The 17,429-nt window shown below is 37.4% G+C and carries 16 protein-coding genes; 7 read left to right on the top strand and 9 right to left on the bottom strand.

All coding sequences use genetic code 11. From position 1 onward, the window contains the following. Window positions 1-3,154 (bottom strand): MucBP domain-containing protein (locus ACYVQZ_RS09025; protein ID WP_461241056.1); only part of this gene is annotated, 3,154 nt, incomplete at its 3' end. Window positions 3,155-3,599: 445 nt separating this feature from the next. Between ACYVQZ_RS09025 and ACYVQZ_RS09020 the strand changes: the two genes are divergently transcribed. Genes ACYVQZ_RS09020 through ACYVQZ_RS09005 form a run of 4 tightly spaced genes read left to right on the top strand, consistent with a single transcriptional unit; the run spans window position 3,600 to window position 7,405 of the window. Next, window positions 3,600-4,724: an acyl-CoA dehydrogenase family protein gene (locus ACYVQZ_RS09020; RefSeq protein WP_461241055.1), complete on the top strand. Its 1,125-nt coding sequence runs from the start codon at window positions 3,600-3,602 to the stop codon at window positions 4,722-4,724. Between the two features lie 11 nt (window positions 4,725-4,735). After that, the gene (locus ACYVQZ_RS09015) at window positions 4,736-5,524 is read left to right on the top strand and encodes an electron transfer flavoprotein subunit beta/FixA family protein (protein WP_461241054.1); all 789 of its coding nucleotides are present in this window, start codon (window positions 4,736-4,738) and stop codon (window positions 5,522-5,524) included. A 14-nt stretch (window positions 5,525-5,538) separates the two neighbouring features. After that, the gene (locus tag ACYVQZ_RS09010) at window positions 5,539-6,501 is read left to right on the top strand and encodes an electron transfer flavoprotein subunit alpha/FixB family protein (protein WP_461241053.1); all 963 of its coding nucleotides are present in this window, start codon (window positions 5,539-5,541) and stop codon (window positions 6,499-6,501) included. A 55-nt stretch (window positions 6,502-6,556) separates the two neighbouring features. Next, window positions 6,557-7,405, top strand: a complete 849-nt coding sequence (locus tag ACYVQZ_RS09005) for a helix-turn-helix domain-containing protein (protein ID WP_461241052.1) — start codon at window positions 6,557-6,559, stop codon at window positions 7,403-7,405. A 33-nt stretch (window positions 7,406-7,438) separates the two neighbouring features. Here ACYVQZ_RS09005 and ACYVQZ_RS09000 read toward each other — a convergent pair whose 3' ends face one another. The 3 genes from ACYVQZ_RS09000 to ACYVQZ_RS08990 form a co-directional block, all read right to left on the bottom strand. After that, the gene (locus ACYVQZ_RS09000; RefSeq protein ID WP_461241051.1) at window positions 7,439-8,044 is read right to left on the bottom strand and encodes an HI_0552 family protein; all 606 of its coding nucleotides are present in this window, start codon (window positions 8,042-8,044) and stop codon (window positions 7,439-7,441) included. 58 nt (window positions 8,045-8,102) lie between these two features. Then, window positions 8,103-8,333: a DUF454 family protein gene (locus ACYVQZ_RS08995; RefSeq protein ID WP_461241050.1), complete on the bottom strand. Its 231-nt coding sequence runs from the start codon at window positions 8,331-8,333 to the stop codon at window positions 8,103-8,105. 87 nt (window positions 8,334-8,420) lie between these two features. Continuing rightward, window positions 8,421-8,828, bottom strand: coding sequence for a GNAT family N-acetyltransferase (locus ACYVQZ_RS08990; protein ID WP_461241049.1), 408 nt, complete (start codon window positions 8,826-8,828; stop codon window positions 8,421-8,423). A gap of 455 nt (window positions 8,829-9,283) precedes the next feature. On the opposite strand from ACYVQZ_RS08990, the gene ACYVQZ_RS08985 reads away from it, so the two are divergent. The 3 genes from ACYVQZ_RS08985 (at window position 9,284) to ACYVQZ_RS08975 (ending at window position 12,642) form a co-directional block, all read left to right on the top strand. Then, window positions 9,284-10,978: a lactate permease LctP family transporter gene (locus tag ACYVQZ_RS08985; RefSeq protein ID WP_461241048.1), complete on the top strand. Its 1,695-nt coding sequence runs from the start codon at window positions 9,284-9,286 to the stop codon at window positions 10,976-10,978. 103 nt (window positions 10,979-11,081) lie between these two features. Continuing rightward, window positions 11,082-11,906, top strand: coding sequence for an alpha/beta hydrolase (locus tag ACYVQZ_RS08980; protein WP_461241047.1), 825 nt, complete (start codon window positions 11,082-11,084; stop codon window positions 11,904-11,906). 274 nt (window positions 11,907-12,180) lie between these two features. Further along, entirely contained in the window at window positions 12,181-12,642 is a 462-nt protein-coding gene (locus ACYVQZ_RS08975; protein ID WP_461241046.1) for a phage tail protein, read from the top strand. A gap of 34 nt (window positions 12,643-12,676) precedes the next feature. Here ACYVQZ_RS08975 and ACYVQZ_RS08970 read toward each other — a convergent pair whose 3' ends face one another. The 5 genes from ACYVQZ_RS08970 to ACYVQZ_RS08950 all read right to left on the bottom strand — a co-directional run bounded on the left by ACYVQZ_RS08970 (window position 12,677) and on the right by ACYVQZ_RS08950 (window position 17,266). Continuing rightward, window positions 12,677-12,913 (bottom strand): cytochrome b5 domain-containing protein, encoded by a 237-nt coding sequence (locus ACYVQZ_RS08970; RefSeq protein ID WP_461241045.1) that lies wholly within the window; start codon window positions 12,911-12,913, stop codon window positions 12,677-12,679. Window positions 12,914-13,013: 100 nt separating this feature from the next. Continuing rightward, a complete protein-coding gene (locus ACYVQZ_RS08965; RefSeq protein WP_461241044.1) occupies window positions 13,014-14,972 on the bottom strand; it encodes a hypothetical protein in 1,959 nt (652 codons plus the stop codon). Continuing rightward, a complete protein-coding gene (locus tag ACYVQZ_RS08960; RefSeq protein ID WP_461241043.1) occupies window positions 14,972-15,928 on the bottom strand; it encodes a glycosyltransferase family 2 protein in 957 nt (318 codons plus the stop codon). The genes ACYVQZ_RS08965 and ACYVQZ_RS08960 overlap by 1 nt, the downstream gene beginning before the upstream one ends. Before the next feature lie 4 nt (window positions 15,929-15,932). Then, a complete protein-coding gene (locus ACYVQZ_RS08955; RefSeq protein ID WP_461241042.1) occupies window positions 15,933-16,601 on the bottom strand; it encodes a phosphatase PAP2 family protein in 669 nt (222 codons plus the stop codon). Window positions 16,602-16,624: 23 nt separating this feature from the next. Beyond that, window positions 16,625-17,266: a VTT domain-containing protein gene (locus ACYVQZ_RS08950; protein ID WP_461241041.1), complete on the bottom strand. Its 642-nt coding sequence runs from the start codon at window positions 17,264-17,266 to the stop codon at window positions 16,625-16,627. Window positions 17,267-17,429 lie beyond the last annotated feature (163 nt).

Genomic DNA, 17,429 nt, shown 5'->3' with positions numbered 1-17,429 from the left:
CTGCATCAACAGGTGTAATGCTATAGTCATGAGTCTCCGGCGTATAGGTAACCTTTTCAGTTGTCGTAATCGTTCCATCTGGGTTAACTGTGGCTGGCACAGTTGTAGGAGCAGCTGTGTAGCCTGGCTTAACTGGCACTGTCACTTGGATTGTTTGCCCAGTTGTGCCCGTCACGGTTGTGACCGTTTTTGGTCCATCATTTGTATTGATTACGACATCAGCAGTAGTTGAATTTGGTGTGTAAACAATTGTGACTTCAGTGTTGGTTGCAGTAGTATCTCCGTCAACTGTGGCCTCACTAGCATTATTAGTAGCCGTATATCCTTCAATAACAGGTGCTTCTACTGCAGCGAATGCGTCAGGATTACCTGACCAATCAGTCAATACAAGTTTTGGACTTGCAGGTGTCGTCACGTCAAGTTGAGACTGTTTTGATACAGTAACGTTTTGCGTGGTATCTTCTTTTAGAGTTGTCCCATCAGCAGTTTCATAATGAATAGTTCTTGTAAAGTTCTTTGAAACTACATCTGTTTTAAATGTAATGACATAGTATGTCAGATCTTTACTATCTGGTGTCATTTGAACCGCAGGAATTACCTTATAGGAATCACCAGCAACAGACATGTTTGAAAGTTGAATTTCTTTTCCGTTACCATCATAGGCAACTACCGTTTGACCTTTAGAACTGTCTTGAACTTTTGGCACATATGCACTTGTATAGTCAAGTCCCGGTGTTAGCCCCATTTGTATTGAATCTTCTGAAGTTAATTTCCCTTTAACTGCTGTCCAATCCCCATAGGTCACTGTTGGATTGTCTGGATCACTAAAATCAATTGTTGCAGGTCTGGTGAAATAAACTTCATAGTAACTGTTTGCGGGTGATGTTAACTGTGTTCCAGACGCAGTGACTGTGTATGCTTGAACCGTTTCCGAAATAACCCTGTCAAGATCATTATCGTTCATAGTTGATTTGTTAGGATTAGGAGATGCAATTTGATCGGCGGTTAAACCACTAGGCCATTTGGGACTATTAGCATCATTTGTATCAACACTATTACCCGATGTAATAGGATTTCCGTTACCATCCACGATTACATAGGTAAATGAATCACCATCTCCGCTGGTTGTAACAGAAACAGTCATTTTTGTTTGCACATACTTTAAGGTGATACTATTTGTACCATCCACTACCGTATAGTTTGTAGGATTATTCTTATATGCAGAATAACCAGCAATTGCAGGGCTTGTCACTGCAATATTCTCACCAATGATTCCCTTTAACGTTTGTGGCGCATTTGTTAATAATGTGGCATCAATGGCATTTCCATTTTGATCAACATAATTAACCGTTACATCCTGTTGTTGAATGTACTTCAAAATGACATCGTTTTCGCCGTCAACTACTGTATACGTCTTCGGACTTTGTGGATCTATTTCATAATCATAAACTTCATAATTCTTATCTGTTTTTGCAAGATCTATTATTGAATTATATTTTTCAGAAATAACTGTATCAGTTGAAGTACCATCTTTATTGACAATGACATTACCAGCTTCATCGACATGTTGAATATTTATGTTTTCATCATTTGCAAGATAATGTAATGTGACGATATTATCAGCTGTTAAGTCCGACACAGTATATGAAGCGGGATTATCAGTTTTAGTTGCCAAATAAGAAGAATCATAAGTATAACCTGTTATTGAAGGCTCAGGTATATCTGTTTCTTCGTTATATAAACTAGAAATCTCTTGTTGTGGTTGAATTTCAACACCATTCTCATCAACATATTTAACTTTTATTGTGACATCTTGTGCGTTATACGTATAGGTAATATTCGTTGTTTGGGGAATATATGGATTTTTTACAGTATAGTTGCCAAAGGCTTTACCAGAAGATTTTGTACCAGTCTTACTGTCATAAGTGAGTTCACCTTTATCACTCACTGCATCAGACGCTACCCAATCAATAGTCCCTTTGTTAACATCGACAACTGTATATGTGATTGTTCCTTTTTTTGTACCATCGGCATTGTAAACAACCTGTTTCCTTTGTTGCCCATTTTCCATCCAAGGAGACATAGTCCCATCAGTATTTCCAGAATCTGTAGGCGTATAACCACTTAACTGATCAGAAGCAGAAGTTGAATATTTCTGACCCGATAGTCCCGTCATTGTTACGGAATCAGCAATTTCTTTTCCATTTTGGTCAAGGTACTCTGTTTTCTGTGTTTGTTTCAGAGGCTTAAAAAACGAAAAACCACTATAGCCACTGGTTCCTTCGGGATATTGAAGCACATCAAAAATATATGACATACTTGAAGGTGAATTTACATAAATCGAATCTTCATCATTGTGAATTACGAGCCCACCATATGTCAGGGAGCTGCCGTCTGTTGGCAAATTTTGAACCTGACTTAATGTACCATCAGCACCTACAATTCCAATTTGAATAGTTTTTAAATCAGTTCGGTCAATCGCAAACGTTACTGAGTTCATCTGTGCAAAAGTATACCAGTTGCTGTCTTCAGAATAATGATAAGTACCAGATGGATAGTCAGGATCACTCACACTAAATCCAGCAGGCAATGTTGTAGTTGTACCTGCAGGATCAGCTGCTGCAGCTTGAAAAGTTGCATCCACAAACGTTTTCACTTGCGGTGTGACTGAACTGACTGGTGCAGTAGATCCTGTCGAGTCACTTGATTGTGCAGTGGCTGAACTATTTGCGGTACTTGAATCTGCAGATGTACTTGATTGTGCAGCCACTGAACTATTTGTGGCACTTGGATCTGCAGATGCACTTGATTGTGCAGCGAATGAACTATGGGCTACAGAAGATGATCCACTACCACTACCACTATCATTCCCATTTTGTACTACTGAAGGTTGTCCACTTGCTGCAGCCGTTGATAACGCAACTGTTTTCTCTTGAATATTCGTGTTTGCGCCGGCAGCACTTGTTGCACTTACCTCATCATCAGTCGTATCAGCATGAACAGACTGTATCTGTGAAAAGCCAAGTTGCGCCAAACCAAAAGTAACTGTAGCTAGACCAGCTACCATCCAATTACGTCCGGACTTGTACAATTTAAAACGTTTCTTTTCAACACTACTATCTTTGGCTAATTTTCTTAATTTTTTATATGCCATTCGATGACCCTCTTTTAACATTAAAGTTTGACCTATTCTTATTTACACAACTGTATACTAGCACTTCATAAAGCAGTTTCAAATACTTTGTACAAAATTTACAACACACCGTTAACAAAGTAATTTTTACCTAAAAAAAAAAACAACCCTATATATTAATCTGCAATAAATTAACTTGTTAACAAAAAATTAGCCAGTAGTATGTATAAACAAGTGACTAGCAACATACAAAGTAGCGTGAAATTATACAAAAAGAATACCGTATTGCCCCCTCAACCTTATCTGGGTCGATTCTAGTCTTCAAACTGTAAAAAAGCTAATATATTGCTTGAATTACATAATATTCCAAAAATATATATTGACTTCCGATTGACAATACAGTTTAATATAGATGTAAGCGTTTTTATAAATTTGTGAAAAAATGAGCAGAAAGGAGCGCTATACGATGTTTGATAATAGATTTACTGACAAACAAACTATGTTGCACCAAATGGTAACTGATTTTACTAAAAATGAGGTTAGCCCCTTTGATTTAGAAATTGATCACCAAGGAAAATTGGTAAATGATATCTTTAATAAATTGATTAAGACAGGATTTTTAGGACTGACCTTACCTCTTGAATATGACGGTGCAGATTTTGACCCAGTAGCTACTGCTCAAACAATTAATGATCTATCTTATGGCAATGCCAGTGTCGGGGTCATGCTTGAAGGTCACTACAAAACGTTAGACCAATTTAAAAAGTATGGTAATGAGGCACTGCTGAAAGAGTATTTTCCTACAGCAACAAAACGAATTTTTGCATTTTCAAATACTGAACCTTCTGGTGGTTCAAATCCCAAAGGAATTTCTTCAACTGCAACTAAAGAAGGAAATCATTGGGTTTTAAATGGTGATAAGGTCATGATTACTAACGGTGGAACTGCTGAAGTATTTGTCGTTCTGGTTCGAAGTGGTGAAAATGAATTCTCTTGTTTTGTTGTTGATAAAGATATGCCAGGATTCAGTTATGGCAAGCAAGAAGACTTCATTGGACTACGTGGAACAACCTTTGGCGAAATTGTCATGGACAATGTGGTCGTAGAGGAATCTCACCTATTAGGAAAACAGGGCCAAGGTTTAGAAATCGCGGAACAAGCGCATGACGATGCTCGTATTTTGATGGGCGCCGTTCTAACCGGCATTATGGAACATGCTTTAAAAATTGCGACTGATTACGCTAAGGAACGCAAGGCCTTGGATACTCCTTTAACCGAACTTCAGGTTACCCAGCAAAAAGTTGCCAATATTGCTATCGCCAAAGAGCTGACCAAATTAGTTTATCAACAAGCAGCCATCAAAAAGCAAAACGGTCAACCATACATGGAAGAAGCCGCGATGGCTAAAACGTTTGGGAGTAAATCTGCGGTTAAGGCTGGTGACGATGCTTTACAAATTTTGGCAGGTTATGGTTACAGTCGCGAATACCCCATTGAACACCTCATTCGTGACGCCCGAGCTCTGGAAATTGCAGAAGGAACCATTGAAAAAATGCATATGGAAATTGCTAAAGCAGAATTTGATAAATAGGAGGTTTTATCATGCGTATTGTTGTAGGTATTAAACAAGTCCCAGAAACTGATCACGTTAAGATCAATCCCAAAACTAATAATTTAGTTCGTGAAGGTGTCGCTGGCATCATCAACCCCTTTGATAAAAATGCTCTGGAAGCAGCTTTAGCAATCAAAGATGAAACTGACGCTGAAATCATTGTCATGTCAATGGGCCCAAACGACACAATTATGGCATTAAGAAGTGCATTAGCAATGGGTGCCGATCAAGGTATTTTACTCAGTTCACGTGCTTTCGCAGGTTCAGATACACTAGCAACCGCTGAAGTACTAGCCGCCGCCATCGAGAAAATTGGTAACGTTGATATGGTTATTTTTGGGCGTCAAGCCATTGATGCTGATACCGGTCAAGTTGGACCGTTAGTCGCACAAAAATTAAATCTACCGCAAGCAACTTATGTCAATAATCTTCGCGTTGTCGGTGATAATAAACTAGTGGCTAAACGTTTATTAGACCACAGTGAATCGGAAATCACAGTTACATTACCTGCTGTTGTGACAACTAGAAGTGAATTAAACAAACCACGTTATGAAACACCGCGCAACATCGTCTTAAGTTTTGACCAAGAAATCACTTCATGGAACGAAAATGATTTACAACTGAATGCGGCAAAAATCGGCCAAGCTGGCTCTCCCACTGTGGTTAACAAGGTTTTCTCACCTGAAAAGGTCAGCCGCAATGCAGTTCAACTTCCAGATGATGCCAATGCTGCTGCAACACAGCTCATTACTGAATTATCCGCAAAAAGTTTACTTTAAGGAGGTTATCCAACATGAATAATCAAGGAACTTGGGTATTTATTGAAACTCACTTTAACCAATTAGATCCGAGTGGATTGCAATTATTAACTAAAGCAAAATCAATTAGTTCAGAACCTGTTAGTGCCATTTTGCTAGAAACTACCAGTCAGTCTTTTGAGGAGCAATTGGGGAAATACGGTGCTGATCAAGTCATCGTTGTTAAAAATGATCAGTTAAATAATGCTAGTGATACTGTTGCCAGTGATGTTTTAGTTCAATTAGTACAAAAATATCATCCTAATATTTTCTTATTTGGGGCCACAATTGAAGGTCGCTCGATTGCACCACGTGTTCAAGGTGCGCTGGAAACCGGTTTAACCGCCGACTGTTTAGATTTTCGGGTTGAAGATAATTTATTAATTGCAGTCAAGCCATCATATGGCGATAATATTATGTGCGAGATTATCTGTCCTGATGCTCGACCACAGATGGCAACTGTCCGACCTAATACATTCACTGCTGATGATTCACACCCGGCCAATGCTGAAATCATCACTGAATCAATCAATGTGGGCACTGATCCATTGATTCAAGTTAATGATGAAACTGCATTGGTTGCTGATGAAACAAACATTGCTAGTGCCAGTCGGATTATCGCCTTAGGTCGCGGCGCAGCAAATGAAAAAGCCGTTGATCTAGCAAAACAAATTGCCGTTAAAATTGGTGCCGTCATTGCCGTCAGTCGTCCATTGACTGACCTTGATGGATTCAGCCATGAGCAACAAATTGGGCAAAGTGGTAGTACCGTGGCCCCTGATTTGTTAATTAACGTTGGTATTTCCGGTGCTGTTCAATATAGCGTTGGTATTAAAAATGCCAAAACCGTTATCTCGGTGAATAAAGATGCCAAAGCACCAATATTTGAGAGTTCTGATTATAAGTACGTTGGCGATTCAAATAGCTTCTTGGAAGGATTCTTAGCAAAACTTAGTTAGAATTTAGGCGATTTTATTGTTACAATAAGTTCATTAAAAAATTGGAATGGTGACAATGAACATACAATATTTTATTGAGGCGCGCCATAGAGCCGGCCTAACGCAAAATGAACTCTCAAAAGGAATTTGCACACAAGCAACATTAAGTAAGTTTGAAAATCTCGGTAAAGCGCCCTCACTAAAAATTTTAGCAAGACTTTGTGCTCGTTTAAATATCACACTAGATGATATTTTCCCCGTTTCGTCACAGTCTGCTAACAGCACACAAGAACAATTACTAAATAGTGCAGAATTCACACTGATTACCAGTGAATATCAAGATGCGCAAAAGCAACTTGACCAAATTAACATTGATCAGTTAACTACCGACGGCAAAATGCAATATTATTTCATTAAGGGCTTCATTCAAGTCTTGACCGGTCATTCAATTGCTGAAGTTGTCTACTACTTTGATCAAATTATTAATGGTTTGGACGAACAGCATGAATCTGTCTTCAGCCAATTAGCTTACACAGGAATTGGATTAGCCTACAGTAAGCATCATGAAATTGATAAAGGCAACTTTTATTTCCAAAAAGTTTTTGCCCAGTTACATCAACTGTCATTAACAAACGAAAAAGCTGTTTGGCGTGTATTAACCATTGTTTTTTACACTTCTGAATATTTCGCAGAAATTCAAGATTTTGAAACTAGTGATTCATTGCTAAACTATGGTTATGATATCTGTGCTGACAACCATGTTACCTATTACGTGGCACGAATTCGTTTTAGGCAAGCTCAAAACGCCAAAGCCACTCACCATTCAACTAAAGAAATCAATGAACTTTTGAACGAGGCCAAAGCATTCGCTAAAATTAATCGAAACGCAGTTTTACTTAATCATATCGACTCGTTTAATATTTAAAAAAACCGTAGGCGTATTGTTACGTCTACGGTTTTATATTATGGCGCGGTATAAAATAGCAAGTTCTGAAAGTGTTTTTACCCATTCACGTTCAAACTCACTGAAATTTAAAATCAAAGGAAATGTCCAAACCTTTCCTACTTGATCCATCGGTACAATTGGTGATTTCAACCAACTCGACAGCGCTTGTCGTTCACCAACTTCAAGGTTATCTGAAACAACAAAATCATCAACATTTACTTCATGACTCCAATTTGGCACCTTGGTTTTCAAACTCATGACGTATGCCTCGTGAGTTCCTTCTCTGTTTTCTTGTTGATAGCGCTGAAACATCAGATACACTTGAATCTGCTTTGCGTTCACTAATACCGCCAAACATGCATTATTATTCTTCAACCGATAACAAGCCCAAAAATGATCACGAATTTTCCAGCCATTCGTCCAACTTTCAATTTTAGGCTGACCAAGATCTAAGTGAGATGCGACTTCTAAATTGCAAGCTTTCCACTGTTGCCACACTGTCTGATAGTCTTGTTTAATTTGCGTGATTTGGCTAGTTGTTAATTGCTGTTTCAAAATACGAAACGAAAACTCATCACGTTGAAAAATTAGTGGCCATTTGTTTATGTCAATATCCATAAAAACTCCTATTTAATACAAAAGCGATCACAACTCATGTGACCGCCTTTGTTTTTTATTATTTTGCAATCCATTTTGCCAATTTAGGTTCCTTACGATTTAACCATTCAAATGGTCTGGTATGCGTCAACCACCGGTGAAATTTTGGTGAAACTTTGCTAAGACTAAAAATCGCAAGAATAAAGAACGGAATGCCAGGAATGATTGGTAGCAATGTGCCTACAATTCCGCCAGCTAATCCCAAAATTGTGGCACTACCCCATAATAATTTGCTAAAAATTAGTTGCATCGTTTCACTTCCTTTTTCTTTGATTACAGGCATTTTACTCTGAATCAACTTCTGAAACAATCAAATCGCTCAAAATGAAACATTTTTTTAATCATTCATTCCAAACACAGGATCAAATATTAATTTGCCGACCAAATCTTTAGGCTTAACATTGCCCAGCGGTTTAATCATAAAAACTTCAGCAGGCACTTCGAAATCTCCTGTCACATTAAAAGTCGCAGCCGGCTGGTAGCCAAATTTAGGATAGTAAGATGGATGACCAATAATAGTAATAAAAGCAACCCTTTGTGCCGAGGTACGTTTTTCTAATTCATGAATCAAGGCAGCACCAACGCCTTGTTTTTGATGAGTTGTCAAAACATCTAATGGCGCTAAAACCAAGCCTGCTAACTGTCCATCCGCTTGTTCGATCACAACTTTACTCAATAATCCATGACCGATGATTAAGTTCTTTTCAACAGCAACTACCTCTAGCTGCCGTTGATACGATGGCAACTGTCTCAATTCATCAACTAATTCTGCTTCTTAATGATAGCCAATCTCTGAATTCGAAAAAGTGATAGTAATCAATTGCCTTACTTCTGAAAAATTTTTTTCTTTTATACTTTTTATTAACATCATTCTTCTCCTAAAGTCATAAATAAATTTGATTATATTAAAAATTCAAATCGAGGACAATTATCGTAAATTAAAAAATGATTTCAATGGGAAACTAATTGGTAAAAAATTTTTATTAATATTTAATGAGATTGTGTAGTTATAAACATTGATTAATTGCGTTTTCTCAATAATATTCACTATTTAATTAACATCGTTGAGTAATAATGCACATTTATACTAATTTAATTTAAATGAAAACGCTTTCTTTAATTAAAAAATTATGATACATTAACTTTAAATGTTGGAACCATACGTTTTTACTAATCACTTTAATAAAGGAGGCTTTACTCATGACTACCTGGACTCAAGTATACAACCCCCTCAATAATATTTGGCTTTCTGCTGCTATTGCACTTATTCCAATTATTTTCTTTTTCTTGGCGTTAACTATTTTTAGAATGAAAGGTCATATTGCTGGGCTAATTACCGTTATTTTGGCTCTTGGTGTTGCCTTATTTTTATACCACATGCCTGTTATAATGGGTATTTCGGCTCTTGCTTATGGTTTCTTATACGGCCTATGGCCTATTTCATGGATTATTGTCATGTCTGTTTTTTTGTACAAAATTAGTGTGAAAACTGGTTATTTTGAAATCATTCGACAATCTGTATTGTCAATTACAGCCGATCATCGATTATTGGTCATTTTAGTTGGTTTTTCGTTTGGTGCGTTTCTTGAAGGTGCTGCAGGATTTGGTGCGCCAGTAGCAATCACTGCGGCATTATTAACCGGCCTGGGCTTAGAACCTATATATGCAGCTGGCTTGTGCCTGATTGCAAATACAGCTCCAGTGGCCTTTGGTGCCATGGGAATACCGATTACTGTGTCCGGTGAAGTGACTGGCATTTCACCCCATTTAATTGGTGCAATGGCGGGGCACCAACTACCATTAATGTCCGTTTTCGTACCGTTCTTTATTGTATTCCTAATGGATGGAATTAAAGGTGTTAAACAAACCTGGCCAGCTTTAACTGTAGCTGGTGTTTCATTTGCCCTCACTCAATTTTTCACTTCAACTTATTTAGGACCACAACTACCAGATATCACATCTGCACTTGTTAGCTTAGTATTAGTTGCTGGTTTTCTGAAAGTTTGGCAACCAAAAGAAATTTATCAAACTTCTGCAGGACCAGTCGAAACCACCAGTGACCTCAAAATGACAAGTAATGCACTAGATCAAAATAATCAATCATCAGCGACGAAATTAACATTTGGCAAAGTTACTAAAGCCTGGTCACCATTTTTAGTTTTGACAATTATGGTGGTGATTTGGACCCAGGGATTCTTTAAGAAACTATTTTTACCTGGTGGTTTTCTCGAAAAAACAACACTCTCAATTCATGTACCCTTCCTAGATAATTTGGTCTACAAAAGTACGCCCATTGTTAGTGAAAAAACACCTTACGAAGCAATCTTCAAGCTTGATCTTATTCAAGCAACTGGAACGGCAATTTTAGTTGCCTGTCTAATTTCAATTGTAATTTTAAAAATGAAACCAAAAGACGCTATTAAAACGTTTGGTGAAACACTAAAGGAACTTTATTTGCCAATTATTTCAATTGGTTTGGTATTAAGTTTTGCCTTCATTGCTAACTATTCAGGATTATCGTCGACCTTAGCGCTCGCCTTAGCAAAAACGGGTAAAGCCTTCCCATTCTTCTCTCCATTTTTAGGCTGGCTTGGTGTGTTCCTAACTGGCTCTGATACCTCTGCAAACGCGCTTTTCTCAAATCTACAAGCTATCACCGCCCACCAAATTCACGTGAGTGATGTTCTCCTTGTGGCTGCTAACACTACAGGAGGTGTCACTGGTAAAATGATTTCGCCACAATCCATTGCCATCGCAGCTGCAGCCGTCGGAATCGTTGGTAGTGAATCAAAACTGTTCAGATTCACCGTTAAAAGCAGTTTATTATTCCTTGTCATTGCTGGAATAATCACTTTATTGCAAGCTTATGTGTTTACTTGGATGATCCCCGGATAAATAATATTTTGAAAGATCAAATCTAAAAATTGATTTGGTCTTTTTATTTGCCTATTAACAGATGGTATACTCGAACTATTCTATATATGGGAGTACCAATATTTTGAAAAACAAAACCGTTTTTATGGTTACCTTACTTTTCTTTTTTATCTTGTGCATTCCTCAACCTGTTCAGGCGGCCACTCGCCAGACACCAACTATCTTTATTCATGGCCTAGGCGGATCGCATAAATCTACGGATCAACTAATTAGCGCCGCCAAAAAAGACGGTGCTAAGAAAATGATGACAATCAATGTTAGCTCAGATGGCAGTTTAAGCGTCTCAGGACATTATTCTACTAAGATCAAACGTCCATTAATTCAGGTGAATTTTTTAAATAATGAAGCTAGTATTAAAACTCAGTCACAATGGTTAACAAATGTACTACGTGCACTTCAATCACAAGATCACATGACTAAGTATAATGTGGTCGCTCATTCTGCCGGTAATGTGACCTTATTTGAAACTGTCACGAACAATACCAATTTACCCAAACTAAATAAATACGTGATCTTAGCTGGTCCCTTTAATGGGGTGATTGGCATGAACGACGCCGCTAATCAAAACCAATTGCTGAAACATGATAAACCCAAGACTTTTTACTCTGAAAACAATTGGTATCCAAGTTATCAATCATTATTAGACTGGAGTAGCAAGTTCCCTAAACAAACTAAAATTTTAAACATCTACGGTGATTTGAATGATGGTAGTCATTCAGATGGTCAGGTAACGACTCAATCTGCCTTATCAATCAACTACTTACTAAAAAATCACCGTCCTGCTATCAAAAATGTGAAAATCATTAAAGTAAGTCACTCTGGATTGCATCAAAATAATAAACGCGTTAACAAGCTGTTTATTAAGTTTTTGTGGCATACAAGTAACTAATTGATTATTCAAACTAGTTTACTATGTTAATTTTTTTGAAAATATATCGGGAAAAGTATTGTTTTCTCGACCATTACAAGTATAATCGTTGTTGATTATAAGTAATCATAATCACTTCTTTCAGTTGATACCTAATCATCCGAGGAAGTTTCAACAAAATCTTACTTGCTGCAACTACAATTCTTTGCAAGTAAGATTTTTTCTATTCAAATTGCAATTTAATCCAATTTTCGCTATTTTATTAATTAAGATGTATTTTAAAGGAGATGCTGAAATGGCATACAAGGTCGATTTTAAACAAGTTTCAACGGTTGGATTGGAAAGCTCCCCCGTGGCTGATGCACTTGCTGGGTTGCGCGCAAATGAAGCCCGTTACTTTTGGAATAAGTATAAGCATGAATTTATCACTGTCCCGGCTGCACAAGCACCAGAAACCATTACGTGGATTAACACTATTTTAAAAGAACGTGACATGCAATTTAGCACTAACCCACTGGAAGTTAGCGAATTTCAAATTGATGACGTTAAATGGGCCTATATTTTTTACGAAAATGGACTGTGTGTCAATGTTCTATACACGATTACTGAAGGTGGTAAAAGAGCCGTTGGTTTTAAACTATCCGATGGCATGGACATCCCCAAAGAATTCGAAGGTAAGTTCAAATTTGCACGGCAAAAATCAAAATTAGCTGGCACCATTCGCGGATCATTTTTTGTGATCAAAGGCGAATACTAAAAAAAGTTGATGGAATTTTCCATCAACTTTTTTTCTATACTAATTTACCCACAACTTGTAGTTTAGCTAACACACTTTTTTGATGTGGGGCTTTCATGATTTCTGCCGACAAATCATTTCCTGCATGTAAGCCATGATGATCGCCATTATACCAAGCAGGTACTGCGGATAAGTCATAAACCAATCCGTCAATAGCCACATAGGCTTTGTTGCCGTTCTTACCATCATATTGTTTTAATTCGCTAGTCGTAAATGTCGTTTCTTCAGCCATTTGCAAACCCTCATTTCTTTGTTATTAATGAAATTATAGTTGTTTGTCATCTAATAAGTCAATTAATCCGTTAAGCAAACCTGCAAAACTTATGAATCACTTATCTTTTATATTTTGCCAAATAAACGAGTGATCCATACTCATCAGCATGACCATTAACATAAATTGGTTCAGCTGCTAATTTATAATTTTGCGTTCTTGTGATCAATACATACTGCTTTTCATCACCAATATTTCTTAACATGATTTCATATTGTCCCGCCTTCAATGCATGTTTCACGATCATATCACTACCATGTTTGACAAATTGATACGTTTCATGATTATCCAAGTTAACTAAGGTTGCTTCTAAATCAGTATTTTGTGCTGCACCAATGCTAAATGATGTTGCTTGATGTTTTAAAACAACATTCTGTGTAATAAACGCATTCACATCAACAGCCGTTGGTTGTGCATTGTATTGTTCTGATAATTGACTACGTTGGGCGGCCACAATGGTTGACTGGTGGTTAAATAAGGGCACATTTTCTGTTAGAAAAATGACGCTCGTCACTGCAATGATACCAGCCCCAAACCATCTTTTAGCACTTGTTTTCAAACGGGTCCAAACAAAAGGCTTGTTTTCTTGGCTAACTACTATTAGCAATAATGGTAAAATCGGTTGTCCATAGCGACTTTCCGTTTCCCACAGTAGCGCGTGAAATGCAATATAGCCAACCGCCAAAATGATGGCCAAATAACTCACTGGTGCACTAACTACAGATTCTGTTCTTAAAAACGTTACTAATTTCAAAATGGCAAAAATATACAAGAAAATTATTCCTAACCGCATAACGAGATTACCAATAACCTTTAAGTATGGACTAATTGAGACATACTGGCGTGGTGCACTAATGTAGCCACCTGTATATGCAATCGATAAGCGACCAACATTTAGCAATATACCGATTTTGACTAGCCAGCGATTAATTATGCCCCTAATACCTAATTTTTTTAAACGCTGTGGTAAGGCCTTCTTTAAATACGTTTGCCTGGCCTTTGTATTTGGAAGTTTTTCCATTTTTTTGACGTCTCCAGCAACGTATGTACCATGACTCTTCGGATTATAGCTCATCCAAATCCAGTGCGTGGTGGGCAATTTATACCGGGTATTGGCCGTAAAGTTGACCTCATGATTAATTGCATTTCGAACAGGATTGGCTGCTGCAAATCCAAATATAATGACCACTAGCGGCATTAGCATTTTTAAAACTAATTTTCTATCTTTAAGCATTAACACCACCGCAACAATCAAAATCGCAATTGTAAAGACAATAAAATTCGGTTTTATTAATTGCGCCAACAAAATCAAAAAAAATATAAAGGGAATTGCAAATCCTTTTTTAATTTTAGAAAATGTCGACCAGCGAAAAAGGATATTAAAACAACTAATGATGGCCAACATAATCGGTAAATCACTGTAAAATACTTGCAGGTAATACGTATAAGCAAACGGACTTAAAACAAAAAATGCAACTGTTACAACCAGCAGTAACCTATTTTTAGAAAATACTCTAATCGTTCGAATTGTCATCACAATTAGCAAATCTAAAAACGTCATCGACAAAATGTGTAATCCCACATTCGTACTTAAGCCAAATAGATTTGTGAACCGTAACCACAATGACATAATAAATGCCAACGTCACGTTGTTCGGATAGCGCCAAAAATAAGTTGAAGAATTCCAAGTTCGTGCTCCTGTGCTCATGGTTTCGGCTTGCACTAAAACTCGAAATGGATCGTGGTATACTGTTGCTGGTAAATATCTAAGTACTATTAATTGTACAATTACCATCGCTACCAAACTAATAGCAATCCAAATATTGATGGTTCTCATTTTTAAGCCTTGTAACCAGAATTTCAGGCGTCGTACACTAAGCGCTCCGACAGTTACCAATATTACCAATAACGCTGATAATTTGATATTTACGGGAACCATAATGTTGGTGATAATTCCAATTGCCAAACAAAGGATTAGAATACCTGGAAAAATTTTGAGAATATCAATTTTTTTTGACATTATTTTTTCTCCATTGCGTTAGTTTTTGCTTCAATTGTGAAACGGGGGCGTTTTTTAACCTCAGTAGTTAGTTTACCAACGTACTCACCAATCACACCTAGACTAATCATTTGTAGCCCACCTAAAATCCAAATAGAAATCATTAACGATGACCACCCGTGAACAGTTAATCCCATCGCTTTAGTCACCAAAGAATATACTAATGCGATGATTCCCATTGCACTTGCTACCACGCCCAAAAAAAGGACAGCGCGAACTGGCGCAATTGAAAATGATGTTAAACCGTCCCAGGCAAAAGCCAACATTTTTTTCAATGGATATTTGGATTCTCCAGCCAAACGAGGTGTTCGTTTGTAATACACAGTATCTGTTTCAAACCCTAGCATCGGAATAATGCCTCGAATAAACAGATTTCGTTCATGATATTGCATTAATGTCGCAACCGCTCTTTTCGACATCAGGCGAAAATCTGCGTGATTTTGAATCAATCTAACCCCTAATAGTTGCAATGTTTTATAAAAAATCATGGCACTATTACGTTTGAAAAAAGTATCGGTTTCACGATTGTTCCTGATGCCATACACAATATCTACACCATTAAGATGCTTCGTTACCATTTCTGGAATGCTATCCGGATCATCTTGTAAGTCGGCGTCAATTGAAACAATCATGTCTGCTGTTTCGATTGCCGCCTGCATCCCCGCAATTAAGGCATATTGGTGACCAAAATTGCGACTAAACTTCAATCCGTTAATCCGACCATTTTTTTGATGAGCAGCTTGAATAATATTCCAAGTTTCATCTTTAGATCCATCATCAACAATCAAAAAATCAGAGTTTGAACTGATGGTTTTATTTTCAATTAATTGATTCTCAATTTGCATTAAACGTTCCAGTGAAGAAGGTAAAACCTCTTCTTCATTAAATGCTGGAATTACAATTGTCAATTTTTGCATAAGCTCATTTCTCTCCTTTTAGTCGTTGAAGTTTTAAATTTTTAAAATCAGTTTGTTGCACCCATAAGTAAGCACGTCTCATGATTGCCCACCAAGCTAGTGCCAGTGAGATGCTACCCAAAATATCAGTAGCAAAGTGATCGCGAAGGTAGACCCGTGAAAAGCCCACAAAAAGCAGCCATAATAATGACAGTACTGATACCAATCCTTGTACTTCTTGATCTCGTAAAATAGGAACGACAATAAATAATAGCGTCAACACTACAATTGTTGTGCCAAACATATGCCCACTTGGAAAACTATAGCCGGTATCTTTCACCAGTTGCAAAACAGGTCGCGGTCGCTTAATCAACTCTTTAAATACGAGGGCAATTGCATCCCCACCAACTTGGACCATCACAATCCACAGACTTAGCAGTAAGTTGCGACTACCAAACCAGATTAAAATTGCTAAAATAGCGGTCCAACATAAGTCCACTGCAGGACTACCGAAGAAACTAATTGTCGTTCCCGCTTGAGTTAATTGTTGATTTTGAATGGACTGCATAAATTCTTGAACACTGCTCTCAAACGCCACCAACCATTGCGGATTAATTGCAACACTTGTCGCTAATGCCACAAATAAGATTCCAGCAATTAAGCCCGTGATGGCCCATTTTTTACTTTTTTGCACTTCATTCACTCCCAAAATTTAGTTTAAACCGACGTCATTTTGTTGCGTACTGTCATAACGGCAGCGGGAACTAGCGAAACTAAGATAATTGCAACCATAATCAATTCAAAATGTGCTTTGACAATGGCAATATTACCAAAGAAGTAACCAGCTAAAATTGCAATACTTACCCAAGCAATGCCACCAAAAATATTAAATAACACAAATTTCCGATAAGGCATTTTGCTAATGCCGGCAGTAAACGGAATGAGTGTTCGAATAAATGGCATGAACCGTCCTAGAAAGATTGCACTACTACCATGGTTACTAAAGAACTTCTGTGCTTGCTGTAATCGTTTTGGTTTAATGATCTTTTGCCATTTAGGCGTTGTTAAGTGTTTACCGAATCTGGAGCCAATTTCAAAATTCAAACTGTCACCTGCAATCGCTGCGATTGAAAGTAATCCAATTAGAACAAAATGATTCAGTGAATGTGCACTCATTGCCGCTAGCGATCCAGTTAGAAACAATAGTGAGTCACCTGGTAAAAACGGAAAAATCACTAAGCCAGTTTCAATAAAAATAACGCCAAATAAGCCTGCGTACACAAACCCACCATATTGTGAAACGAGTACCGGCAATAGATGATGCATATTTAAAAATGAATAAATTAAACTCGTTATCATTTAATCAAGCCCTTTCTCTTAATGCTTACATCTTAGCCAGATTCCTAAATCGCAAAAAGTGTGTAATTCTATACATAAAATGAGAAATTTTCAGTAACCAAAAAGAACGCTTGCCATCTCTTGATGACAAACGCTCTTAAATGAAAAATTCTCATAAATGAAC

This window comes from Paucilactobacillus salsurae, from assembly GCF_054784995.1.
This window is presented reverse-complemented; position numbering and strand designations above follow the sequence as displayed.